Annotated in this window: 20 protein-coding genes; 9 read left to right on the plus strand and 11 right to left on the minus strand. The window is 35.6% G+C overall.

The features are described from left to right. Positions 1–67: 67 nt before the first annotated feature. The 7 genes from KO509_RS11625 to ampD form a co-directional block, all read right to left on the minus strand. Positions 68–571 (minus strand): YHS domain-containing (seleno)protein, encoded by a 504-nt coding sequence (locus tag KO509_RS11625; protein ID WP_215973441.1) that lies wholly within the window; start codon positions 569–571, stop codon positions 68–70. Between the two features lie 851 nt (positions 572–1,422). After that, positions 1,423–2,853, minus strand: coding sequence for a dihydrolipoyl dehydrogenase (gene lpdA / locus KO509_RS11630; RefSeq protein ID WP_215973442.1), 1,431 nt, complete (start codon positions 2,851–2,853; stop codon positions 1,423–1,425). Positions 2,854–2,984: 131 nt separating this feature from the next. Next, positions 2,985–4,661: a dihydrolipoyllysine-residue acetyltransferase gene (gene aceF, locus KO509_RS11635; RefSeq protein ID WP_252727529.1), complete on the minus strand. Its 1,677-nt coding sequence runs from the start codon at positions 4,659–4,661 to the stop codon at positions 2,985–2,987. A 24-nt stretch (positions 4,662–4,685) separates the two neighbouring features. Then, positions 4,686–7,367: a pyruvate dehydrogenase (acetyl-transferring), homodimeric type gene (gene aceE, locus KO509_RS11640; protein ID WP_215973443.1), complete on the minus strand. Its 2,682-nt coding sequence runs from the start codon at positions 7,365–7,367 to the stop codon at positions 4,686–4,688. A gap of 99 nt (positions 7,368–7,466) precedes the next feature. Then, the gene (pdhR, locus tag KO509_RS11645; RefSeq protein WP_215973444.1) at positions 7,467–8,213 is read right to left on the minus strand and encodes a pyruvate dehydrogenase complex transcriptional repressor PdhR; all 747 of its coding nucleotides are present in this window, start codon (positions 8,211–8,213) and stop codon (positions 7,467–7,469) included. 339 nt (positions 8,214–8,552) lie between these two features. Next, positions 8,553–9,500 (minus strand): beta-lactamase regulator AmpE, encoded by a 948-nt coding sequence (gene ampE / locus KO509_RS11650; RefSeq protein WP_215973445.1) that lies wholly within the window; start codon positions 9,498–9,500, stop codon positions 8,553–8,555. 152 nt (positions 9,501–9,652) lie between these two features. Further along, entirely contained in the window at positions 9,653–10,267 is a 615-nt protein-coding gene (ampD, locus tag KO509_RS11655; RefSeq protein ID WP_215973446.1) for a 1,6-anhydro-N-acetylmuramyl-L-alanine amidase AmpD, read from the minus strand. A 43-nt stretch (positions 10,268–10,310) separates the two neighbouring features. Here ampD and KO509_RS11660 point away from each other — a divergent pair, with 43 nt between their 5' ends. Both KO509_RS11660 and nadC read left to right on the plus strand, forming a co-directional pair. After that, positions 10,311–10,832 (plus strand): TIGR02281 family clan AA aspartic protease, encoded by a 522-nt coding sequence (locus KO509_RS11660; protein ID WP_215973447.1) that lies wholly within the window; start codon positions 10,311–10,313, stop codon positions 10,830–10,832. A gap of 12 nt (positions 10,833–10,844) precedes the next feature. Further along, positions 10,845–11,762 carry a carboxylating nicotinate-nucleotide diphosphorylase gene (nadC, locus tag KO509_RS11665; protein WP_215973448.1) on the plus strand — a complete coding sequence of 306 codons (918 nt, stop codon included), beginning with the start codon at positions 10,845–10,847 and terminating at the stop codon, positions 11,760–11,762. Between the two features lie 338 nt (positions 11,763–12,100). Here nadC and msrA read toward each other — a convergent pair whose 3' ends face one another. Further along, positions 12,101–12,670, minus strand: coding sequence for a peptide-methionine (S)-S-oxide reductase MsrA (msrA, locus tag KO509_RS11670; protein WP_215973484.1), 570 nt, complete (start codon positions 12,668–12,670; stop codon positions 12,101–12,103). Positions 12,671–12,947: 277 nt separating this feature from the next. Between msrA and KO509_RS11675 the strand changes: the two genes are divergently transcribed. The 4 genes from KO509_RS11675 (at position 12,948) to KO509_RS11690 (ending at position 18,603) form a co-directional block, all read left to right on the plus strand. Beyond that, positions 12,948–14,570, plus strand: a complete 1,623-nt coding sequence (locus tag KO509_RS11675; RefSeq protein ID WP_215973449.1) for a methyl-accepting chemotaxis protein — start codon at positions 12,948–12,950, stop codon at positions 14,568–14,570. A gap of 85 nt (positions 14,571–14,655) precedes the next feature. After that, positions 14,656–16,431, plus strand: coding sequence for a GGDEF domain-containing protein (locus KO509_RS11680; protein ID WP_215973450.1), 1,776 nt, complete (start codon positions 14,656–14,658; stop codon positions 16,429–16,431). Between the two features lie 340 nt (positions 16,432–16,771). Next, on the plus strand, positions 16,772–17,962 hold the full coding sequence (locus tag KO509_RS11685; protein ID WP_215973451.1) for a HAMP domain-containing sensor histidine kinase: 1,191 nt from the start codon (positions 16,772–16,774) through the stop codon (positions 17,960–17,962). A gap of 89 nt (positions 17,963–18,051) precedes the next feature. Continuing rightward, positions 18,052–18,603 carry a response regulator gene (locus KO509_RS11690; protein ID WP_215973452.1) on the plus strand — a complete coding sequence of 184 codons (552 nt, stop codon included), beginning with the start codon at positions 18,052–18,054 and terminating at the stop codon, positions 18,601–18,603. A 28-nt stretch (positions 18,604–18,631) separates the two neighbouring features. Here the strand turns inward: KO509_RS11690 and KO509_RS11695 are convergent, their stop codons facing one another. Further along, positions 18,632–19,765: a DUF3083 family protein gene (locus KO509_RS11695; protein WP_215973453.1), complete on the minus strand. Its 1,134-nt coding sequence runs from the start codon at positions 19,763–19,765 to the stop codon at positions 18,632–18,634. Between the two features lie 196 nt (positions 19,766–19,961). Then, positions 19,962–20,735, minus strand: a complete 774-nt coding sequence (locus tag KO509_RS11700; protein WP_215973454.1) for a transporter substrate-binding domain-containing protein — start codon at positions 20,733–20,735, stop codon at positions 19,962–19,964. A 385-nt stretch (positions 20,736–21,120) separates the two neighbouring features. Between KO509_RS11700 and KO509_RS11705 the strand changes: the two genes are divergently transcribed. Both KO509_RS11705 and KO509_RS11710 read left to right on the plus strand, forming a co-directional pair. Then, positions 21,121–23,100: a methyl-accepting chemotaxis protein gene (locus KO509_RS11705; protein ID WP_215973455.1), complete on the plus strand. Its 1,980-nt coding sequence runs from the start codon at positions 21,121–21,123 to the stop codon at positions 23,098–23,100. 80 nt (positions 23,101–23,180) lie between these two features. Then, positions 23,181–23,396 (plus strand): DUF3820 family protein, encoded by a 216-nt coding sequence (locus KO509_RS11710; protein ID WP_215973456.1) that lies wholly within the window; start codon positions 23,181–23,183, stop codon positions 23,394–23,396. Here the strand turns inward: KO509_RS11710 and KO509_RS11715 are convergent, their stop codons facing one another. Continuing rightward, positions 23,397–24,680 (minus strand): multifunctional CCA addition/repair protein, encoded by a 1,284-nt coding sequence (locus KO509_RS11715; RefSeq protein WP_252727531.1) that lies wholly within the window; start codon positions 24,678–24,680, stop codon positions 23,397–23,399. Between the two features lie 232 nt (positions 24,681–24,912). Here KO509_RS11715 and KO509_RS11720 point away from each other — a divergent pair, with 232 nt between their 5' ends. Beyond that, positions 24,913–26,622: an AAA family ATPase gene (locus KO509_RS11720; protein ID WP_215973457.1), complete on the plus strand. Its 1,710-nt coding sequence runs from the start codon at positions 24,913–24,915 to the stop codon at positions 26,620–26,622. Positions 26,623–26,839 lie beyond the last annotated feature (217 nt).

Raw genomic sequence — 26,839 nt, forward strand, 5'->3', positions numbered from 1 at the left:
ATTTTAGAAATCAGCGTTGTGGTTCACCTAACTTAACGATAATATTTTTCAATAACTTTTGATAAGACTAAAGTTTATTGTTTTTTTCAATTCTTTGTTTTATTAGGTTGTTAACATTAGTTTTTATTGGATAAAAATGATCAGCTTTGTTAATAAAGTTGATTTTATCTTCAAGCCAAAAACCTTGGACGGTTTTATCATAGTTTAAATACAACTTACCTTCATAAATGTCAAACGCTTCTGGATCTATCGGTGACGTATTGCCTTCATCTGACATAGCTACAGCACACCAGCCGCCATATTGTGGGGCGTATTTATCTGGATCTGCTTCAAACAGTTCCTTATTCTCTTGACTTGAAAAATGCCAATACGCATCATGCCATTTTACTCGAAAACTTTTATCACCTTTAACTGCCTTGTTTTGAGTAAAATAGGCAACAGTGTCATACCCTTTAATAGCAATACTATTAAAATGCCCTGTATTTACAGCATCACCTGATGCAAAAACCGAAATACTAAAAAATAACAAAATAAAAGTAATTAGTGGAACAGACTTTTTAACTAGAAACATTTTAACCTTCCTTAAAAATAAATAACTAATCATAAGATAGGTTTTGGAGGAGTTTTCTTTCACCAGATGATAAATTTATTAGATATTTAATGAAATATTGTTCTTGATATTAAATAAAAACAGCTTTAGAGGCGCTTTAAAATAAAGAGCTTTATTTTAAAGTTATTTTTTGTAAGCGCTTTAAGTTTATATAAATTGTGCCTCCTTTTAACTGTAAAGACATCATAGCTCACTACTGTATCTTTAAATACTTTTGTATCAACTGCTATACCAAGGGAAGCGCCGAAAAATCAAAGATTATAATAGCAGTGACCATTTTAGTATTGTGGTAAGCGATGGTAAATTATCAGACGAGATTGTTGTGAATGTTGTTGGTGTACCTTTAGCGCCTCTATTTCTGATGGAAATGATTCTGGAGATGGTAGTGTTTGGTGGGGGGGGTGGATGTTATTACTTAGCTTCGTCATTAGAATTTATATACCTACAAGTTATAAAATATGATTGCGACCTTGGGTGAATAGGCGCTGTTATCAGTAACAGAGCGTAGACTTTATATGAACTCACTATTACCTTTTGGTAATAGTGATTTTTTTAGCGTATTATCCTCAACGTACTCTTTGTATCTTGAAGGTACTCCTATCATCTTGGGCTTGATTCAGAATCTCCGTTTATTTGTTATTAATTCGTTGGAATTTCGTATTTAGTGAGTTACAGGGTTACGGCTATGCTGACGTATCAAAAGTTATGTCAGAAAACAGGGAAATAAAGTATATGTTTTTTCTGAGTTATAAAGTAAAAAACCAGCATAATTGCTGGTTTTTAAATTGAAAAGTCTACTTTTTATAGATTAATTACTTTTTCTTTTTAACAGCTTTAGCATTTGGTAAATCAGTGATTGAACCTTCAAAGATTTCAGCAGCTAAGCCAATAGATTCATTTAACGTTGGGTGAGCATGAATTGTTAAACCAACATCTTCTGCATCAGCGCCCATTTCTACGGCTAAACAAATTTCACCAAGCATTTCGCCTGCATTGATACCAACTATAGCACCACCTAAAACACGACCAGTTTCTTTTTCGAAAATCATCTTAGTTTTACCTTCAGTACGTGCTGAAGCGATAGCACGACCAGAAGCGGCCCATGGGAAGTTGGCAACTTCAATATTTAAACCTTGCTCTTTTGCTTCACGTTCAGTAACACCAACCCATGCCATTTCAGGATCAGTATAAGCAATTGAAGGAATACAACGAGGATCAAACTCATGTTTTTTACCTGATATTACTTCAGCAGCACAATGCGCTTCATGTACGGCTTTATGAGCAAGCATAGGTTGTCCTACAACATCACCAATAGCAAAGATATGTGGAACATTTGTACGAAGTTCTTTAGAAACATTGATAAAACCACGCTCATCAACATTTACACCTGCTTTATCTGCGCCAACTAGTTGACCATTTGGTTTACGACCTACAGCAACTAAGATCTTATCGTAACGAACTTGGCCTTCAGGAGCATTCTTACCTTCAAAAGTTACGTATAAGCCATCGTCTTTAGCTTCAACTGCAACAACTTTAGTAGACAACATGATGTTGAACTTGTTTTTGTTGTAGTTAGTGTAAATTTTAACAATGTCTTTATCAGCGGCAGGTACTAATTGATCAGCAAACTCAACCACACTTACATTAGAGCCAAGCGCTGAATACACAGTGCCCATTTCTAAGCCAATAATACCACCACCTAGTACTAACATCTCACCAGGAACATCTTCAAGTTCAAGAGCACCAGTAGAGTCAATAACACGTGGGTCATCATTAGGAATAAACGGTAAATCGATAACTGAAGAGCCACAAGCGATAATAGCATTATCGAAAGTAATGGTCGTTTTACCGTCAGCACCTTCAACTTCAATTGTTTTATCTGATGTGAATTTACCAAAACCTGTAACAGTATTAACTTTACGTGCTTTTGACATTCCGCCTAAACCACCCGTAAGTTGGCCGATAACATCTTCTTTCCAGCTACGAATTTTGTCTAAGTTAATTTCTGGCTTACCAAATGTTACACCATGAGAAGCCATTGCAGCAGCATCATCAATAACTTTAGCAACATGTAATAATGCTTTAGAAGGAATACAGCCTACATTCAAACATACGCCACCTAACGTTGAGCGGCTCTCAACTAATACAACATCTAAACCTAAATCTGCAGCGCGAAAAGCAGCAGAATAACCACCGGGGCCACCACCTAAAATAACAACCTGAGTTTTTATCTCGTTACTCATACAATCCTCAATAAACTATGAAAGTTTTAATTTGTGTAAATATATTATACCAAGTTAATAATATTGGCATTAATAGCGAAATTCTACGCTTATCTGGTGAATTTCGCCAATATTAATTAAGAAAATTCTGACTAAAGTATTAATTTACGAATGTCAGACATCACACTAGCTAAATGTACGGTAAATCGAGCGGCAAGTGCACCATCAATTACACGATGATCATAAGACATCGATAATGGTAACATCAGCTTAGGTTCAAACTCTTTACCATTCCATTTCGGTTTCATTTCTGATTTTGATACACCTAAAATAGCAACTTCAGGCGCATTAACGATTGGTGTAAATGCAGTACCACCAATACCACCGAGACTAGAAATAGTAAAACAACCACCTTGCATATCAGCCGCTTTGAGTTTGCCTTCGCGTGCTTTAACACTAATTTCTAAAAGCTCACGAGACAATTCGTAAATACCTTTCTTATCAACATCTCGTACAACGGGAACTACTAGTCCGTTTGGTGTATCTACAGCGACACCAATGTGGATGTACTTCTTAAGGATTAAGCTTTCACCATCTTCACTTAAGCTTGAGTTAAATGTTGGATAGGCACGTAAAGCGTCTGCTGCCGCTTTTAAAATAAACACAAGAGGTGTAATTTTAAAGCCAAGCTTTTGTTTTTCACAAACAACGTTTTGCTCCTTACGGAAAGCTTCAACATTGGTAATATCAGCTTCATCAAACTGAGTAACATGAGGAATAGTAACCCAGTTACGATGTAAGAATGGTCCAGATATTTTTTGAATACGTGTTAATGCTTTCGTTTCAATCTCACCAAATTTTGAGAAATCAATAGCCTTAGCACTAACAACTTGTAGTCCACCTTCACCCGCTGCTACAGAACTACCTGCATTTGCTTTTGGACGAGAAAGTTCATATTTTACATAAGACTGAACATCTTCTTTTAATATACGGCCTTTATTACCTGTGCCTTTAACCAAGGTTAAATCGACACCAAATTCACGGGCAATACGTCGAATAGAAGGTGAGGTATAAATCGTTCCTTTATTTACTACGCCTGACTGTGGGTGATGCGGTACAGGTGAGCTAGCTGGAGCCGTTGTTGGCGAAACTTTCGCTGGTGCTTCTTTAGGAGCACTAACTTCAGCAACAGGTGCTTCAGCTACAGGTGCTTCAACTGATGAGCCACCAGCAGTTTCAAGTTTAATAACAAGTGAACCTTGTTTAACTTTATCACCATTTGAAATGTAAACTTCTTTAACTGTACCTGCATGAGTAGAAGGTACATCCATCGTTGCTTTGTCAGTTTCAACAGTGATTAAGCCGTCTTCCGCTTCAACAACATCACCTACACTAACTAGTACATCGATGACATCAACTTCGCCATCTTCACCTATATCAGGTACAGCGATATCAATAATCTCTGATGCAGCTGATGAAGTGGCAGCTGCTACAGGGGCTTCTTCAGCAGCTGGATCTTGAGCCGGCGCTTCAGGAGCTGATGCTTCTTCAGCAGCAGGAGCAGGTTCACTTTCAGCTTCAGTGCCTTCTGATTCAGCACTTTCCATTTCGGCAATGATATCGCCTTCTTTAATTTTGTCACCAACGTTTACAGTTAAGCTAACAAGCTTACCTGCAAATGGAGCTGGGATATCCATAGAAGCTTTATCAGTTTCAACGGTAATAATACCTTCATCAGCTTCAATTTTGTCGCCAACAGCAAAACAAATTTCGATAATTTCAACTTCATCGCCACCTACATCAGGGACTAGAATTTTTTCAATAGACATTATATTTTCCTCTCTAGTCACTAATTATGCGTAAAGTGGGTTAAGTTTTTCAGTGTTTATATCAAAGCGTTTAATCGCCTCTGAAACAACTGAGCTTTCAATATCACCACGGTTTGCTAATTCAAATAATGAAGCAACAACAACATATGCAGCACTTACTTCAAAATGCGTACGTAAATTTGCACGACTATCACTACGACCAAAACCATCAGTACCTAAACAACGGTATTCTGTATCAATGTATGCACGTACTTGGTCTGAATAGTTTTTAATATAATCAGTTGCAGAAATTGCTGGACCAGCTTCTTTGGTAATTACTTGGGTAATGTATGGCACACGTGGCTTGCTTTCAGGGTGAAGCATATTCCAGCGTGTTACGTCTTGACCATCTCGGCCTAATTCATTAAATGAAGTTACTGAGTAAACATCGCTTGATATGTTGTAATCATTAGCAAGAATTTGCGCAGCTTCACGTACTTTTTCTAAAATAGTACCTGAACCTAATAATTGAACATTAGCAATGGCTTTACCTTTAGCAGGAGCAACTTGTTCTAGTTGATAAATACCTTTAATGATTTCTTCTTCAACAGTTTTACTTTCAGGCATTGCTGGGTGTTGATAGTTTTCATTCATTAATGTTAAGTAGAAGAAGATATTTTCATTTTCTTCATACATACGACGTAAACCTTCACGCACGATAACTGCAATTTCATAACCGTATGTTGGATCGTAAGTTACACAGTTAGGAATTAAACCTGCTTGCACGTGTGAATGACCATCTTGATGTTGAAGACCTTCACCGTTAAGTGTTGTTCTACCAGCCGTTGCACCTAATAAGAAACCACGTGCTTGGCTATCACCAGCGGCCCATGCTAAATCACCAACACGTTGGAAACCAAACATCGAATAGTAAATGTAGAATGGAATAGTGGTCGCATTACATGTTGAGTAAGATGTACCTGAAGCAACCCAAGAAGCCATAGCACCTAATTCGTTAATACCTTCTTGTAGTACTTGACCTTTTTTATCTTCACGGTAGTAAGCTACTTGATCAGCATCTTGAGGGACATATTTTTGACCTTCACTTGCATAAATACCTACTTGACGGAATAAACCTTCCATACCGAAAGTACGTGCTTCATCAGGAATAATTGGTACAACACGTTTACCTATCTTCTTATCTTTTAATAAGCTGTTAAGTACACGTACAAATGTCATTGTTGATGACACTTGACGATCGCCTGAGCCTTTTAATATTGGTTCAAATATTTTAAGTGCCGGGATTTCAAGTTGCTCTTCCGCTTGTTCACGACGTGCTGGTAATGAACCACCTAGTGCTTCACGGCGCGCTTTCATGTACTTATATTCTTCGCTGTCTTCAGGGAATCGGTAGAAAGGTAAATCAGCGATTTCGTCATCACTTACCGGAATGTTAAAACGATCACGGTAATGCTTAATTGATTCAACATCCATTTTCTTAACGTTATGGGCAATGTTTAACGCTTCGCCTGAAGCACCTAAACCAAAACCTTTAACTGTTTTCGCTAAGATAACGGTTGGACGGCCTTTAGTGTTCATTGCTTTTTCATAAGCGGCATAAACTTTAACTGGATCATGACCACCACGGTTTAAACGCCAAATGTCTTTATCAGACATGTTAGCAACCATCGCTTCTGTTTCTGGGTATTTGTTAAAGAATTTTTCGCGCGTATATTTACCGCCTTTCGCTTTACAGTTCTGATATTCACCATCAACAGTTTCATTCATTAATTGTAATAACTTACCTGATGTATCACGTGCAAGTAACGGATCCCAGTAGCTACCCCAAATAACTTTAACTACTTCCCAGCCAGCGCCACGGAATGTACCTTCAAGTTCTTGAATGATTTTTCCATTACCACGTACAGGACCATCTAAGCGCTGTAAGTTACAGTTAATAACAAATGTTAAGTTATCTAAACCTTCACGAGAAGCTAAACCAATAGCACCTAATGATTCTGGCTCATCTGTTTCACCATCACCTAAGAAACAGTATACACGTTGACCAGAACAATCTTTAATACCACGATCGGTTAGATATTTTAAGAAGCGTGCAGTGTAAATCGCTTGTAATGGACCTAAACCCATAGAAACTGTTGGGAACTGCCAAAAATCTTTCATTAAATGAGGATGAGGGTATGAAGATAAACCTTCGCCATCACATTCTTGACGGAAGTTGTTCATTTGCTCTTCAGTTAAACGGCCTTCCATAAAAGCACGAGAGTAGATACCTGGAGAAATATGACCCTGAGCAAAAATAAAGTCGCCACCATCTTTTTCTGAAGCAGCTTTGAAGAAGTGGTTAAAACCAACATCATAAAGTGTAGAAGAAGAAGCAAAACTACCAATATGGCCACCAAGCTCTAAATCTTTTTTAGAGGCACGTAATACTAATACTAACGCATTCCAACGAATGGCAGCACGAATACGCGACTCTATCGTTTGATCCGCAGGCATATGAGGCTCTTGTCCTGGCGGGATAGTATTTACATAAGCAGTTGTTGCTTCAAAAGGTAAATGTGTACCACCGCGACGGGCGCGCTCAATTAAGGCTTCAAGTAAAAAGTGTGCGCGCTCTGGCCCTTCATTTTCTAATACTGATTCCATCGATTCTAACCACTCTTGGGTTTCTAATGAATCGATATCAATGTTTGGTAGATCTGACATATTGTATTGTCTCCAATATTATTGGTTTATTTAATAATTTTTTACATGTTTGGCATAGGTTATCTACGCATTTATATACATTAGCTTTTAAATCAGTTTTTACATTCGTCTCATGGAACGTTCCATACGACTGTGTTCGTGCGTTAGCTTTAACAGTACTTCTTCAATAAAAGCAAGGTGACGATGACTTGCACCCCAAGCTTTTTTGGGCTGTCCACTCGTAATAGCGTCAAGCAAATTTCTTCTATAATCTGTTATCTTGCTAAAGATATCAGGACGTTTTGCTAACATTGTTAAATTTCGTTCTATGTTATCTATCAATAGTGCTGACATACTTCTAGCAGTATGTAATATCACAGCATTATGTGACGCAGTACATATAGCAACATAAAATTCATAAACGGCATTAGCTTCTATACTATAGTCGTTCTCTAATTGACAATTGCCTATATTGTCATGTTTGGCTTGTATATTCTCAAAATCGGCACTTGTTCCACGCATTGCAGCATAATAAGAAGCCATGCCTTCGATACCATGGCGAAATTCTAATAAATCAAATTGTGATTCATTGTTTTCTGCCATCAAATCAAATAATGGGTCAGAAAAAGACTTCATAATCGCTTTCGATACGAAAGTGCCGCCGCCTTGTTTACGTGTAACTAATCCTTTAGCTTCTAACTTTTGTACTGCCTCACGAAGTGAGGGGCGAGAAACATCAAATTTTTTAGCTAGCTCACGTTCAGGTAATAGTTTCTCGCCTGGCAGTAAACCACCTTCTAAAATCATGTTCTCTAATTGCACTAAAATAATGTCAGATAGCTTTTTTTGTTTTAATGGCTGTTGCATTAAGTGTTAAATCCTAATAAATATCCCTTGGTAAATTGGTATTACCATTTGTTTTTATGTTAGTAAAATAACAAAGATGCTCGTAGTTAGCAATGTAATTTAGTTGAGTTTTGCTTGTAAAGCAAGAAAGATCACGATGAAATGAAGAATAAAAAATAGAGTAAAAACTTAAAACAATTGTTTTATTTTAGCTCTGAAATTATTGGTAATACCAATTTAAAGGCGTAAAAAAGTAGCGATTAACAAGAGGTGTAGTAAAGTAATTTCAGAGAATAATATTTTAAAAAAATATTTTCTCTGAAACTGAGTTTGCTTAAATTATTGTTATTACAGTAGTAACTAATTAACAATTCCTATTAATGTGAGTACGGCAATAAGTGCTAACATTAACAAAAGGTTTCTTTTTGCTAGGCGAACTAGTAAGCAAGGCTCTGCTGTGCAGTCTCCATCTTCAAGCATAATATCTTCCGATTTTTGTGCTACATCAATAAGAACTTCATGAGTAAGTTTTTTTGTATCAAATAAACTTTCTAACCACATTGGAAACGCTTTAGAAAAATGTCCAACGAACATATAACCGAATGAGGTAATGCGTACCGGTAACCAATCAATGTAGAACAAAATTTTGTGATAATTATTACAGCTTAATGTCGTTTTATCGTTAATGCTCTCATCGTGAGAACTTTCAAGTGATGAATCTATAGTTTCTTCAACAAGTGTTTGTTCGCTATCCTTAACTTCAGCTGTTTCATTTTCACTGGTTTTATTTAAGGTACAACCATTTTCTTGCTCTATTACTGTCGTTAATAAACGATAAAACACCGCTCCTGCCGCCCCAAAAACAATGAAAAAAAGCATAATGGCAATATAGTAACGGTAATTTAACCAAATAAGTGCTTGTCCAAAGCCAACGGCAGGTAGGTTTTTATCTTCCAGTAACTGCTGATGGTGTAAACTCGAAGTGGTATCGTCACCTTTAAAGGCAGCAAGTAAATATTGTTTGTAACTGTTTCTTGTCTTAGAGCAACCTAAGGTGACAATAAGCACTAGGGTTGAAATAATTAAATGTAATAACCCATTATCTACTATGGCTAAAATGCCATAAATTATAGCGACAGGCACTAGCAAAAATAGAGTGTAACGAATATTTGTTGCTTTGATGTTTGATAAAACACCGTTAGTTTGGAAAAAACTGATATATTTTTGATAGTAAAAATCGAAGCGCCATATGGATGAAGAAAGGGTTTTTTCAGCCATTAAGGCGATTAGTAAACTTAGTAAACTCATGTGTAACCTTATTTATTAATAAATAGAATCCATTTGTCATAAGGATCAATTAATTGTATGTATTGATTAATGCCAATACGGTACTTTTCCTTTTAATAAAACTCTATAATTTAAAGCATAGTTGTATTTTTTGTCGCGATAAATTAAAAGAATTATTCGTTAACTTTGTTGCTTTGTAAACACTGATGAAAATAGGGCCAATTAAATGCTGGCCCAGGATCTGTTTTTCTACCTTTAGCAATATCACAATGTCCAGTAATATTTTCATTACTAACAAGCGGATAATTTTTTTGTATCATTGCTGTTAGTGCCGCTAATGCTTGGTATTGTGCTTCTTCATAAGGAATATCATCTGTACCTTCAAGTTCAATACCGATAGAAAAGTCATTACACTTTTCTATGCCATTAAAATTAGATACGCCCGCATGCCATGCTTTATCATTAAAAGATACATACTGAATAATACTGCCATCACGCTTAATTAAGCAATGGGCAGATACTTGTAATTCAGCTATGTCAGCAAAGCTCGGATGGGCATTGGCATCTATTCTTCCAAGAAAGAGATCTGTTATATAATTATTACCAAATTCACCCGCAGGTAATGAGATATTGTGAACAACTAATAAAGAAACAGGCACACTTTGGCATCTAGGCGTGAAAAAAGGCGATCTTTGTTGAGACTGCTCTGATAACCAACCATTTTCTATGGTGTAGTTCGGTTGCAAATTATTACGCTTTATCACTTTTTTCTGCTTGCTTAACGACATACAATAACTTTTATTTTAACGCTTATGTGAGAATTTCTTTATTATGACTGAAGATGACTCAACAAACAAAATCGCTAAGTTATTTGTTTGGCTTGCATGGATTATTGCGATTGCATTATTAATGTATTTTTTTCAAGGTGTGCTTGATAAACAATATAATCCAAATAGTCAGCCACAAGTTAGCTTAAATAGTTCAGGGCAGGCAGAAGTTGTTTTACAGCAAAATAAGCAAGGACACTATGTTACATTGGGGAGTATTAATGAATCCCCGGTAACTTTTTTACTTGATACTGGGGCAACGCAAGTGTCAATTCCTGCCCATATTGCTGATGAATTACAGCTAGAAAGCTTTGGTAGTTACCCTGTTAGAACCGCAAATGGTACGGTAACTGTTTATAAAACCCAAATAGATCAACTTAGCATTGGTAATATTTTCCTATATAATGTTGCCGCGCATATCAACCCTGCAATGAAAAGTGATGCCATTTTGCTGGGCATGAGTGCTTTAAAAGAAGTAGAGTTTAGCCAAAAAGGCAAACAACTCACTTTACGTGAATACCGCTAACAGGAATAAAAAATGCATACTTCTGAACAACTTACTACAGCCCTTTCTGCTGAGATAAGCAAATTAAAACAAGATATCACCGCAACTGTTAGTTGGGCACTGAAAGAAGATTTAGGTGTTGTTGATGGACAACACCCTAAAGTAGAACAAGATATTACCGCGATGTTAATTCCTGCAAATGAACAAGCAGTAGCAACTGTTATTACTCGTGAAGACTGTATTGTTTGTGGTATTTCTTGGGTTAATGAAGTATTTTCACAATTAGATAAGTCACAGCCCGAGTTAGCAAAAACTAAAATTACTTGGTTTGTTAGTGACGGAGAAAAAGTTAAAGCAAACACAACCTTATTTCAACTTGAAGGTAATGCTCGTACTTTGTTAACGGGAGAGCGTACAGCACTTAACTTTCTGCAAACCTTATCAGGTACAGCAACCTTAACAAGCCAATATGTGCAAGAATTAGCAGGCTCAAATACTAAACTTTTAGATACTCGTAAAACATTACCTGGTTTACGCAGCGCACAAAAATACGCTGTACTATCTGGTGGCGGTGTAAATCACCGAATAGGCTTGTTCGATGCTTTTCTAATTAAAGAAAATCACATTGCTGCTTGCGGTGGTATTGCACAAGCTGTTGCTACAGCAAAACAAAATCACAGTGATAAAACCGTTGAAGTGGAAGTAGAGTCAATGGATGAACTTCAACAAGCACTAAGGGCAGGGGCTGATATTATTATGTTAGATAATTTTACCCCTACCATGATTGAAGAAGCGGTTAGTGCGACACGTGGTAAAGCTAAATTAGAAGTATCGGGTAATATGACGATAGAAATTTTACAAGAATACACTAAAGCTGGTGTTGATTTTATTTCTAGTGGCGCACTAACTAAGCACGTACAAGCTGTCGATTTATCAATGCGCTTTCAGTAATTATTCAGTCGCACTTTGCAGTAACTATTTTAGTTTTTGGGCTTAAGGACAGTATTTAAATAAAGCTAACTAGCATAACAGCGCAAGTGTTTTTCGCTTTAAGAGATTAAGAGAGCGGGTTGGTAAAATAATGGAACGAGTGATATTCAAAGGTGTTTGAATAGTTCATTATTTGATATGGCAACTAGAAGCTTACTTGTCAAAAGCAGCTAAATAGGTGCGGCTACCTACTGGGCTTTATCAGCAGAGCCAAAAGAAGTATTTTATGCTCGTTATGGGGATTTAGAGCGGCTAAATACTTCTTTAAGCCAAAGTGTTTATAAACTTTATATTTTTAGCTATTTTAATTTACTAACAAATGTTTGCCTAAATTTTGCTAATTTAGGTGATACTACTGCTTGGCAATATTGATTCTCAGGATTATTGTTAACGTAATCTTGATGATACTCTTCACCAGAATAAAATACTTCTGTAGCACACACTTGTGTGACAATGTCTTGCTCAAACATTGTTGCTTCTGTCATTTCTTTAATGATTGTTTCAGCTATTTTTTTCTGAGAGTCATCATGATAAAAAATCGCCGAACGGTATTGAGTCCCTATATCGTTACCTTGTCGATTTAATTGTGTCGGATCATGTAAGGTAAAAAATATTTCCAGTATTTCTTGGTAAGTAATTACAGCAGGATCAAAACTAAGTTGTACTACTTCAGCATGCCCAGTTTCACCTGTACATATTTCTTCATAGGTTGGTGAAACTGTTTGCCCACCCATGTACCCTGATGTGGCTGAAAATATACCTTTAACTTGCGTGAAAGCCCCTTCAATACACCAAAAGCATCCTCCTGCTAGGGTAGCAAGTTGGTTGGTGTTATCACTTTGAGTGTTATTAACATCAGTTGTTGTCATTTTTGTCATAGGGTTTCTATTCACTATTATTTGCGAATTAATCTTTCAATTAATTTACCGTTTAAATTAGAGGTTAATTGAAATATTAATATATTCATTTAGTCGCACATATTACAACAATAAATTGTGTAGTTAAACTGTCATTAGCGTAAGACCTTTTAAGGTATAACAACATCCCCGATGAAATATATCTGTAATACTTAAGTAACATTACCGTCATACTGTCTTGTTATTCTGCAATTAATTATAGTCTACTCTTTTAATGTCAAACTCTTAAATGAAAAAACTAAGTCGCGTTAGCAGTAAACTTATTATTTTATCTTTGGTGCCTTTACTTATATTTAGCATTATTATATTTGCTTGTATTAAGGTATCAACAGATCGTCATCTACAAGCTCAACAAATACTTGAAGAACGATTAAGCCAAACTCAACGACTTAATTTAATTATTAGAACCTTTACTTCTAATATTATTGATACTACTCATAAGTCTCGAAGCGGGATGGAGTTATGGCAAGATGCCAAAACAAAAGTCGCCGCAGGGAAAGCTATTATTGTTCAGCAGTGGCAAGCGTATAAAAATGGTAATTTATCGAGTAAAGAAAGTGAACTAATTCCAGAGATTCAGCCACTTTATGATAAAAGCCTGAATGCAATAGCCATTATAGCTGAGTTAATTGAGGAGGGCTCTTCGTATGGCATGGGGAATTATGTCGATTTAAAACTCTATAGTTCCTTAGAGCCCTTCTTAACAAAATTAGATCAATTAGTTTTATTACAAAAACAATTAGCTCATGAAGACAGTTTAGTGAGTAGTAAGTTAACCACACAAACGAACCAGATAATTTTGCTCACCGTAAGTATCGTTTCTGTTTTAATTTTATTAATGGGCTGGTCAATTTTCCACTCGATTAGAACTCCTCTCAAACACTTACACCGCACGATAATTAATGTTGAAAAAGAGTCTAATTTATCCTTAAGAGTCGATTTAAATAACCAAGATGAGTTAGGTGAAATAGGGCAGAGCTTTAACCTTATGATGGATAGAATTGTTGGTTTTGTCGGTACTTTAGCGAATATAGGTACAACATTAGATGCAGCAACTGAAAAAACTATTATTGCTTGTCAGGCAGCACAGGGGCAAGTGACAAGTACACAGAATGAGTTATCTAATGCTAACGCTGCTATTACCCAAATGACCAAAGCTGTTGAAATTACTCAGGGGCATACCGAGAATACAATTACTGTTAGTAAAGATGCCGATAAACATGCTGCAGATAATTTTAAAGTTGTTGTGCAATCGTCACAGCAAATCAAACAACTTGCAGAAGCTATTGGCCACTCTACTCAACAGATGAATGATTTAAGGGAGCATGGGCAGCAAATAAACTCTGTATTAACGGTGATAAAAGCTGTTGCTGATCAAACTAACTTATTAGCGCTAAATGCGGCTATTGAAGCTGCTCGTGCTGGAGAGCAAGGGCGAGGTTTTGCCGTTGTTGCTGATGAAGTTCGCTCGCTTGCATTACGTACTCAAGAATCAACAGGGGAAATAGAAAGCGTTATTGCGAATATCAGAAAAGCCACTGATGATGCAGCTGAGCAAATGAGAAAAAATGAAGACTTTGCTAATCAAGGTGCGCAAACGATCAAAAACACAGAATCTAATCTACAAATTATTACACATTCATTTAGTGAAATAATTAGTAAAAATGAAATTATTGCTCAAAACCAAAGTGAACAATTACAAGTGGTTGCAGAGGTGAAAAATAGAATGGATCGCGTTTTTTCTTTATCAGATAAGAGCCGTTCAAATACTAATAATGTCTTAGATAATGCCAAGTTAGCTGAAAATTTAAGTTTAGAATTAAAACAAGCATTAACCCAATTTCATTATTAATCAATAACCTTAACCTTAACCTTTTTAATATTATTAATACTGATGTCTAAGGATAGGCTTTTGTCACCAATTATGAGATAAATCCATGCAAGCAACCATTCAATCCATTGTATCTAATAAGCTTATTACGACTGTTTTTCAGCCAATATTTGATGTTGAAAATGAAATAATTGTTGGTTATGAGGCGTTATCGCGTGGACCTAAAAATACTGATTTTTATTCACCTGAGGCATTATTCTTACAGGCACAAGAAGATAACTTATTGTCTGAACTTGAACTGCTATGTCGAGCAAGTGCAATTACACGTTTTGTTGAGCTGAAGTTAGCAGGTAAGTTGTTTATTAATATTTGTTTGAATGTCATGCTTAATAAAGATCACCCTCACGGTGAAACGATCAAATTGGTTGAGCAGGCTGGATTATCACCACAGCAAGTGGTTATCGAAATCAGTGAAAAGTCACCGTTTCCCAATAATGATATTTTGCTTAAGGCACTGAATAAATATAGAAAATTCGGTTTTGATATTGCTATAGATGATGTCGGTGTCGGGTATTCAGGTTTAAAGCAGTGGAGTTACTTACGCCCTGACATTGTTAAAATAGATCGATACTTTATTGATCGTTGTGATCAAGACGTGATGAAGCGAGAGTTTTTAAAAACGTTATTTGAATTAGGGCGAATATCTAACGCTCATATAATTGCTGAAGGTATTGAAACTAAAGAAGAGTTTGAGTTACTGCGTGAGCTTGGTATGGTTTATAGTCAAGGCTTTTTCTTAGCTAAACCGAGCGAAAATCCAATAAGGTGTTTTCCAGTCCTTGATATTAGCTCTTCTGTCGAGTTGCAATCGAATGTTGAGACTATTGCCTCGCTTGTTACAGCAACCACAACGGTTGATTATAACCAAAATGTTAATTATGTTTATGAGCTGTTCACTCAAAACCTTAATGTTCATGCTATCCCTGTTTTACATGATGATAAACCGTTAGGAATGATTTTTCGTAATCAATTGATGGAATCATACTCTGATATTTATGGCAGAGCGCTGTTTTCTAAAAAGTCTGCTCGTGACATTATGTCTAATACGCCAATGATTATTGAGCATTCTATGCCTTTAGAACAAGTTAGTGCGTTATTAACCGCCAGAGCAAACTCAGAATTTACCCAACCCTCTATTATTACTGAACATGGAAAGTATATTGGTGTTGTTTCACCGCGAGATTTATTAAGAAGTATCACTGAATCAAAGTTAGAACAAGCGAGATACGCGAATCCATTAACCGGTTTACCTGGTAATGTGGTAATAGAAAAAGAAATAGATTACATGCTAAATAAGAAAAAACCGTTTAATTTAGCCTATTTGGATTTAAATCATTTTAAGCCGTTTAATGATATTTATGGCTATGCTAAAGGGGATTTATTACTGAAAACATTGGCGAATTGCATAATGATTAACACAAACAATAAACATTGTTTTGTTGGTCATATCGGTGGCGATGATTTTATTATTATGTTTAAAAGTAATGATGTTGAATGGGTGTGTCAAAAAATATTAGCTGACTTTGCTAAACAAAGTTTGTCATTTATTACCAAAGAACATCAAGATCAACAGGGGTATAATGCTTTAGATCGTAGAGGGAATAATATCTTTCATCCTTTAGTGAGCTTAGCTATTGGCGTAATCCAACCTGATCCTACTTGTTACAACTCTTACCACCAAATAGCTGATTTAGCCTCTAAAGCTAAATCAGAAGCTAAAAAGCAAACCGGTAATAGTTTATTTATTTGCAGAAGACAAAAACTAGACGAGTTTAAGGGAACTGACAATAATCTCCCTCAAGAGCGAGTTAATATCAGTTAGGCTGATTAATCAGGTTATTTGGTGTTGTCTATCACTGTCCTCACTCTCTGTTAACTGCCACTTAAATTAGATTTAAATTTAAGTGGCAGTGGGCTCATCTGCTATTTTAAATGATTTTAAAACAGATAACTTATTACCAAATTATTGTACTGTTTTTTGATTTTACTCATTACATAACTCAAAAATAAAGATAATATGATATACATATTTATTTACAGAGTGAGCTTAGCGAAGGCTTATTAAGCTAAGTGCCGCTTTGCTAACCTAATATTGTTAGTCATTTATGTTTCCATTTTTTAAAATCGCTAGTTTTTCAACAACCTTAAAGTCAGGCAACCCTATGCAAATGGTACTTGCTTTACGTAGTGTCGCCATTGTTATTCAATTATTGTTAATACTTTTTGTTAACCTAGTTTTAAATTATCAACTGCCATGGGCTCCTTTATTTGGCGTTATTGCACTAGAATTAATTTATACTTTTATTAGTTTTGTGTTTTATCAAAAAAAATTGCAAGTTAGTCAACTGGCTTTATTAATACAAATTTGCTCTGACATCGTATTTATGTCGCTGTTATTATTTTTTAGCGGTGGTGCAACGAATGCTTTTGTGTCGTTATTATTAATACCCATTGCCATTGCTGCTGTGACACTACCACCCACCTTACTCGCTTTAGTTGCCTTTTTGGCTATTGGCTCTTATAGCATTTTATTATGGTTTTTACCGATGAGTGTTATGCATGGCAATATGGAAGGGCACTTTATTGCGATGGGGATAAACTTTTTGTTTTCTACATTAGTGGTTGCACTTGTGGTCGGAAAAATGGCACGTAGCATTAACCAGCGAGAATTAGCGATTGCCGCTTATCGAGAAGACTTATTAAAGCAAGAGCAAGTAACTTCTCTTGGGGTTGCTTCAGCCCAAGTAACTCACCAATTAGCAACGCCTATTGCAACCATACAATTATTGGTAGATGAACTTGAGGAAGACTTTACTGATAATAGTATTATTGTCGATATGCAAAGTCAGTTAAAACGTTGTAGTGTTAGTTTAGATGCATTCCGTTCGATGGTACTTTCTATTAAAGAGCAAACGAGGACGGTGAGTACCGTCGATAATTTACTCAATGAGATATTAGAAAATTTACGCGTAAATTACCCTGATATTGATGTTAGGCTACTAAAAGAACATCAAGTCGATGTTACTATTATGGCTGATGCAACACTATTACCAGCAATACTTAATTTAATTAATAATGCAATACAAGCAACTAAAGCAAATTCTAACCAAGAAATAACCTTAACGAGTCAAGTAAAAAAGGGCTGTTGGCAATTTATTATTAGGGATAATGGGCCTGGATTTACATTGGAAAAATTAGAAGAATTAGGTATGAAGCCGGTAAGCAGTGAACAAGGTTTGGGGATGGCCGTTTTTTTAAGTCATGCTACGCTTGAGCGACTTGGTGGTAAGTTGTTATTAACCAATCACCATCAAGGAGGCGCTTTAGTTACCTTGACTTTACCGGTGCAATAATTAGCTAAAGCTTTTACGGAACTTAAAATAAGTGTTATTTATTGGGCATCATACAAATTAATACAGACTAGACAGAGAAATGGATTAACATGACTAAAGAATTGCTACTGGTAGAAGATGATACTATATTTGCTAACACGGTTATGCGGCGATTAACCAAACATGGTTTTAATTGCTCACATGTAGACAGTAACTCTGAGGCCCTACTCGCATGCCGTCGACATGCGCCAGATTATATATTACTTGATATGAAATTAGCGCAAGAAACCACATTAGGCATTATTGCGCCATTAAGAAAGGTTAGGCCTCAAAGCCGTATTATCTTACTTACCGGTTTTGCCAGCATTGCTACTGCTGTTGATGCGATCAAGTTAGGGGCAGATGACTATTTATCTAAGCCTTTAGACACACAAACTTTATTAGCGGCTCTAAATGAAAGTAAAGCACCAAGTATTTCAATAGATATTGAATTAGAAGGTGAAACACTATCAGCAGAGCAAGCACAGTGGCAATATATTCAACAAGTATTAAAAGCAAATAACGGTAATATTTCAGCCACCGCTCGTCAGCTATCTATGCATAGACGTACTTTACAGCGTAAACTTCAAAAAAAACCTCAGGGTGATATTGTAAAAAGTTAATAAGGTAAGGTTAAATTTTAGTGTAAAATTAAAAATTATAAGCGATATGTTGATGAAACCTGATAACAACTTCATCTTTATTTGGCTCCATCTTTAATCCTGTAGCCATCAGTTTTAACGCTTTTTCTATTTGATTTAAAAAGCGGGCAAAACCATGTTCAGTTTTGTTTTTATCTGTGGCAACAAAGATCAGTTGCACATTGTCAACCAGTTCACTCGCATCCCACTTACTTACTATTCCACAAGGATTTTGCTCAGGATTGTAACCTAACATCTGTAACTCCCCAATGCGAGAGACAATATCATGAATACTGTAACGTACAATAGGTACTAAGCCATTGGCAATTAAAGCGCCATTATTTAAATTAAATTGCATTGAAGCTTGTGTAAAGGTATCTGTTAAATAAGTATATAAAGGGTTGTATGGGTCACTTGATGTCGGATCAATGTCAACCATATTGAGTAATCTATTAGAAATTGGAATGTTAACAATAGCATATGTCATTGCTGAGTGATATTTAGGTAATTCAACATCTTGACCTGCATAACGCTGACTAATAGGGCGCAGTTTGTGTGCTCGTGTTGTTAATGAATTATCTATATTATTTGGCTTACTTTGTGCAAATAAGTCATAAGTTATATGTTGATGATCACGTAAGCGAATCTCACTTTCATCTAAAGAAATTTCGTTGGCATACGCGCGAACTAATTGAGATATTTTTGTATGGAAAAGTGCTGAATTCTCTCTAATTTTTGTACCTGAAGTGAGAAACAGTAATGATATTTTTTTAGCACGCTTATTCGCATCAAAAAAAGTTTTTTGTAAATGATGATTTTCAGGATTATAGTAAAATAGAATTTGTTGATTTGTTTGCCATTGATGCATTTCTTGGCCAAACCTAACGCGTGCTATTTTATCATTAGCAATAAATTGACAGTTTTCTACTTCAAACAAATCAGACAAATCAAATAATATTTTCGCTAATGCTTGGTAAAAGGAATAAAAGTTTTCTTGCTGAACACTAGCTTGATAAGGCGATTTTGAAAATTGTTGAATTAGTTCATCTGTGATTGTGAATTCAGCTAATATGTATTGGTTATCACGTGCATTATTAGGAATATAGCTTTTATGATCAGCATTTCGTTTTCTCATAATAGACATCGAATTTCCTTCTTTAACCTGCGCTCAAGTTATTTAGATAGTTAAGTTATTGCGCTAAGTGTAGATTTATTTAATGACATTTTTATGTCACCTAGATGGCAAATTGAAGACAATGTGAACATAACTATTTTGATAGAAGAGGGAGTAATGGTATAAACGATTAGGAGATTAGTTGAATTAATTTTATCTTTCGTACTTAATCCAGAGTATTAAACATAATTGGCGTCCATTTTTTTCTAATAGCAGGCAATATTCCTTCTTGCTCTAACTTTTGCATTATTTTTTTTAGCTCAGCTACAACATGTTGCTCTGTCGTTATACTACAGGCAAAATGAAAATCTAAAGTAAAATCTTGCACACTATAAACGCTTTTATATTTTGATGCGGCTTCCGTGCTTTTTACCCGATGTAAGATAAGATCATCATTAAGGACAACTAAATCAATATTACGGCTAGGCTTCTCAAGTAACTGTAATAAAGAATCATAGTTATCCATCACATACAGGTTTTTATTTTCAATAAAGCCTTTTGATAAAAGAAAGTGGTGCGTTACATCATCTCGTATCACGGCTGTTTTATATTTTTTGGCATCATTTAAGGTCGATATTTTGATCGTACTTGAGGCAAGTGAATACATCGACACTGTACTGCTAATTATTTGTCCTACCCAGTTAAATAAAAGCTCACGTTCAGGAATACGGCCTATTGAATAAATACAAGTATCCTCTTCATGCAGCGCTCTATTGTAAGAAAGCGACCAAGGATAAGCTTCAATATTGTAATCAAAGGATGAATTTTTTAATGTCGCTTCTACTATTTCTGTTGATATTCCGCTGATTTCGTTTTTATCAACTATTTGAAAAGGAGCTAAATGTTCAGTAAGAATAGTTAATTCTTTTGCTTGGATATTGGCACTAAAGATCATTACACATATAATCAGGTTATTAATCAAATCTCTATTGATGTGCATATTTGAACCCCTTTCTTTATATGATCTTTATATTATTTTGGTGATTTATAGTACACTTTTTTAGAAATACTTCTATTAGTATTATTTGGACGTTGCCAATTTAGTGAAAAACGATGCGTTTAACTAACGAACCAATTGTTGTCACGGTTAAAATAACATGTCTTTTGATAAGTATGCTGCTAGAAAGTTATTCGGTTAAACTTATCAGCATAAAATGTAAGTGAAGCTTAATATATTATTAACACCTATCAAGTCACAACAATTCATTTATAAGTGGTTTTTATATGTTAAAAATAATAACCTTTATATTATGACTTAAATGCTAATGTATAATGAAATCGCTAGGTTATAAATAGTTGTATTAACTAAAAGGAATAAGTTGTAGATGTTTTCATTTAAAAAATCTAATAAAATTATAGAACTACATAGTAATAATGTTTTTCTATTAAAAGAGAATCAATTAAACACGTTACCTGAATATATGGTTTCTGGCCAATTGTACCCTTTAGTTATTGCATATTTACCTCCAAACATCTCTAGCTCACAAAATATAGCATCACAAATACAAAATGTTCTTTCTAGGTATTCCAGTAATATTATTACGGTAATGACAGCGGGTTGTTTAAGTAATAAAAAGCAAGAAAAAGGTGTTTATCATACTGCGGAAGATCCAGATATCGTTTTTCATATTTTTAGTGATCAAATTATCGACGAAATTTCGGTTCAAACTATTGATATACCAGCACATACTGACCATAAAAGCCTTATACAACACACTAATACGATGACAAAGAGTATTAATGCAATGAAACCTAGTTTTCAAATAGAACACAGTAATACCTTTGCATTAACGTGGTTTGCAGGTTTAGCTGCAATGGAAAATCAATTTTTGGAAGCTTTATATTCATCCAGTAATCAGCTTGCATGTGACTTTATCGGTGGATCGAGCGGTGGCAAGTTAGATTTTAAAAGTGCCGCCATTGGCTACAATGGAAAAATGAGTGAAAAACAAGCTGTTATCGCTTTTGTTAAATTGAAACCACAATATCGTCATGCAATTTTTAAATCCCATAATTTTGATTTAACTGATGTTTCTTTTTCTGTTGCTGAATCAAACAATGCAACTCGTACACTAAGTACTGTTATTAATGAGCGAGGCGATATTGAAACTGTTGTTGAATTTCTCTGTCGAAGGTTAAATGTTTCACCAGCTAATTTAGAGCAACGTTTAGTTGAAAATGCTTTTGCCGTGCAAATGAATGATGAGTTAATTATTCGTTCTGTAAGTGGCATTGATTTAAGGTCAAACACGATTAGTTTTTTCTCAGATATGAGTTTTGGTGAAACGATACACTTAGTTAAAGTTAAAGACATTTCTCGCCATACAAACACTCAATTCAAACAATTACTTGATGAAATTGGTGGTAAAGCGGAAACGATGATCATCACAGACTGTATTCTTCGGAGAATACAAAACTCATCAGAACAATTAAATATGATTGATTATTCAGCTGTCAACAATGTTGCTGGTTACAGTAGTTTCGGAGAAACGTTAGGACAACACCAAAATAACACAGCAGTAATATTACTTATATATAAAAGCGATAAAGATGCGCCTTTACATGGTTCTATAAGCTCATTTCCACTTAGAATGGCAAATTATCGAGCATATTATCTTGAAACACAGTTACAACAAGAACGATTTTTTAATAGTATTCAGGCTGAGCTAATCGTTTCATTAGAAAAGTATCAACCTATCGTAGAATCATCAATGAATAGTCTGACTTCATTAGCTGAAAAATCACAACAGAGTCATGCAGAACAAGAGCGCATTGCTAAAGCACTTAATGAGCTTATTGAGGAAACGAATAGTCAGCAAGGAAAGCGTGATGAATTAGTTGCTAAAGTCGCAACATTAAATGCTTCAACCGTTGAAATTGTTAATGTGATTAGTGCCATTAGCGGTATTGCAGATCAAACAAATTTACTTGCGCTTAACGCGGCTATTGAAGCGGCTAGAGCTGGTGAGTCAGGTAGAGGTTTTTCTGTTGTTGCCGATGAGGTACGTAAACTTGCAACCCATACAACTACTAATGTAAAGCAGACCTCTGGAGCGGTAAAATCGGTAGAAGAAGCGGTTGATGCTATTTCAGAAAGTATTGATTTCTTTAATCATCAAACGAATATACAACAAGAAAAAACCAGCAATATGTCGGCTATTATGTCTCAACTTGTTTCTTCTTCAGAAAGCTCAATGCTTGAAGCGACTAAAGGGGTAAATTTAGTAGAAAATCAAAGTGTAGAAATGGATAGTATTCAAAGTAATACCGAAAAACTAAATATTTTAAGAGCATTAAAAGGCTAAATAAATTTCAGCAGTTATTTAGTTTATCTTATTAAAAACGTGCCCATTATTATTTTAAAAGACCAATTTAGCGAAAAACGATGAGTTTAACTAACGAACAAATTATTGCCACGGTGAATATGAAAATGCCTTTTGGTAAATATGCCGGTAGAAAATTATTACATTTACCTGAACCCTACTTAGTTTGGTTTCACTCAAAAGGTTTTCCTGAAGGCAAAATTGGCGAACAATTAGCTTTTATTTATGAAATAAAGCTAAATGGCTTAGAAAGTATTTTCGAACCCATGATTGAGTAATTAATCTAGTGAATATTTATTTTTTACTGCTTTTATTGCGGTTAAGCGAGCGTTTGCCATTGCTTCTTTTATTGCAATCCCCTTTAATCCTTGCTCAACAAAGGTTTTCGCATTGACCTGTAGTGCCGATAACATAGTCTCTTTTAAATATTCTGCTTGCGGGTAGGAGCGATCTTCAAAGTTAAGGCGTCCTAAAAAGTCGCTTTTACAAGCAATTATAAAATCATCAAACTCTTTGGGTTTTCGCCAAACATCTAGTTGATCAAATATTTTTAATAAGGTGCTGGCTTTCAACTGAAAAGCTTTATGGCAATGCAAATGATGCTCACATACTTTCAAAGCTAGTTGTTTGTAATAGGTGGGGACTCTAAGTTTATTGGCGATATCTTCTACTAAAGGAAGTCCTGACTTTTCATGGCCTTTATGACTTGGCCACAGCTCGCTAACGGTGACCCCTTTACCTAAATCATGGCATAAAGCAGCAAAACGAATAGCCGTTTTATTCTCATTGTTTTTTGTTAGTAAAACCGCTTGCTGTAATACCATCATGGTATGAATACCACTGCAAATTTCAGGGTGCCATTTAGCCGGATTAGGTATTCCCCATAGTTTATCAAGATCAGGCCATAATACGCTGAGTGCTTTACAGTCACGTAAAACATTAAAAAATACTTCGGGGTGATCTTCGGCCAAGCTACGCTGCATCTCTTGCCAAACGCGTTCAGCAGGTAAGCTTGTTAGCTCACCACTTTCGCTGATTTTCTGCATCAAACGCATTGTTTCGTCTGCAACGGTAAAATCAAACTCATGATATCGAGCAGCAAAACGAGCGACACGAAGTACTCTTAAAGGATCTTCAATAAAGGCTTCGCTAACATGGCGTAATATTCTATTTTTCAGATCCTGTTGTCCGTTATAAGGATCAACAATATCACCACAAGCATTTCTCGCCATGGCATTGACGGTTAAATCTCGGCGTAATAAATCTTGTTCTATTGTGACGTCAGGCTCAGCATAACAAGCAAAGCCGGTATAACCTTGCCCTTGTTTACGTTCGGTACGTGCCAGAGCGTATTCTTCTTTAGTTTTTGGGTGTAAAAATACCGGGAAGTCTTTACCCACTTGATGAAAACCAAGTGATAACATTTGTTCTACCGTAGCACCAACGACTAAATAGTCGTAATCTTTAATGGGCCTGTTTAACAATTGATCGCGAACTGCACCACCCACAAGATAAATATCAAGCTCTGGTATATTTGGAATAGTGTTGTTATGCGTGGTCAAAGAATACCTCCTATAGATGATAAATAAAGTTTACCATAATATTCGTAGACATCACCCCGTTAAAAGAGTAATTTTGCTAGTATATTAAGCTTTGTCATTACATTCGGGCTTTATCAGTAGATTCTGTTTTAGTAGTATAATAAGCTTTAGTAGTATACTTAACCTGAGCTTAGGTTATTAAACTTTCGCTATCACCTTTAATCATTACCTTCTTAAGTAGCAGCAACGTTTTATGTACAGAAACTTCTTTTCATTAAGTGAATTACCTTTTTCTATTGCACCAAACCCTAAATACTTATTTATGAGTGATAGGCATCGTGAGGCGCTGACACATTTAAGTCATGGTTTAGGTGGCGTAGGAGCAAGCGATAACGGCGGTTTTGTGTTACTTACAGGAGAGGTTGGTACTGGAAAAACTACAGTAAGTCGTTGTTTGATGGATGATTTACCTAAAGATACGCAGTTAGCTTTTATTTTAAATCCGACCTTATCAAGCCAAGAACTATTAGCAACGATTTGTGACCAGCTGAAAATTCGTTACCGTAAAACGGGCGCTACTTTAAAAACGTTAACAGATAAAATTTCTGAAAAGTTAGTAAAAAACCACGATGCTAATATTAATACTATATTGATTATTGATGAAGCTCAGCATCTTGAGGCGCAAGTATTAGAACAACTTCGTCTGTTAACCAACTTAGAAACAAATACTAAAAAGTTATTACAGGTTATCTTAATTGGTCAGCCTGAATTACAGCAGTTATTAAAGCGCCGAGACTTACGTCAATTAGCGCAACGTATTACCGCTAGATATCATTTATTACCCCTAAACACTCAAGAATTAGCGGCTTATATTAAGCATAGATTATCGGTAGCTGATTGTCATAGAGCACTTTTTGATAAAGGAGCTATTGCGACAATTCATAAATTATCTCAAGGAATACCAAGACTTATTAACTTGCTTTGCCATAGTTCATTAATGGAAGCTTATAACAGTAATAATGCTGTTGTTAATAAAAAAATTGTTTTAAAAGCGGCTAGTCATGCACTAGGTGATGACTTTGAACAAACACCGTGGTGGCAGAATAAAAACATTCAAATAGCATCAGCGGCTAGTGCATTAATTTTAGTATTAGTTGCTGGCTTTTGGTTAGGGCAATCACAAAATACTATCACTACATCGACTGATGTACCGGTATTACTTCAAGAAGAGTCTTCACAACAATTAAGTAATAACGCTTTACCTAAAGCAGTGGAGTCTTTGGAAGAAGCCGTAGAAGGGACAACCAAAACTGTCACTGAAAAGGCCGAGCCAGCTCAAGATAATGAAGTTGAACAGATTATTGTTAGTGGCGATGTTCCTAGAAAAGCGTCCGCACAAAAAACAGTACAACAAAATCAAGTTGAGCACGTTATAGAGCCACAAAAAACAACAGAAAAAGAAGCGGTTATTACAACAAAAACAGCTAGTCAGTCAATTAATGAGCCAGTTGCAAAAAGCGCTCTAAAACCTGCATCAAAGCCACCAGCATTAAAGCCTACAACAAAAGCTGAAGCAGAAGAAAATAACTATCAAATAGAAGCGGTTGATGGTGTGTCAGATGATCTATTAGCTCGTTTTCAAGCGGCGATAGAGGAAACGGAAAGTAATACTGATGAAGACCCAGCAACTGCATTAGCGAAAAAGCAAGAGCAACCTACTAACAGTGAAATAAAGTCATTAACAGAAATGCCTGCATGGGTACAAGAAGGCGTGCCAAGCTTACGTTTTGAACAACATATTTATGCGTCTGATGGGGAAGGTTGGGTTAACGTTAATGGTCGAGATCGCTATGAAGGTGACAACATTGCTAATGGCGTTATTATTGATAAAATTTTACCTCAACAAGTTATTCTAACTTATCGTGGTGAAAAGTTTAGTTTACCCGCGCTGACTAATTGGTAAAATTAAGTTTTATCCATCGTTATTAAGATCATCAATCAAGTTCAGGATAACAACTTTGAAGCTCAATATGACAAATAATGCGTCATTCCGTAAATGGCTTAATACGGAATCCTATGAAGTTTATTTACCGTTATTGAAAAGAAAGTTGTCGATGCTAATTATACCAATCTCACTAACTATGTGATCATTTTTACTTGCTAAAATCACCAACTACATC

It is taken from the genome of Colwellia sp. C2M11, assembly GCF_018860915.1.
Taxonomy (GTDB): domain Bacteria; phylum Pseudomonadota; class Gammaproteobacteria; order Enterobacterales; family Alteromonadaceae; genus Colwellia.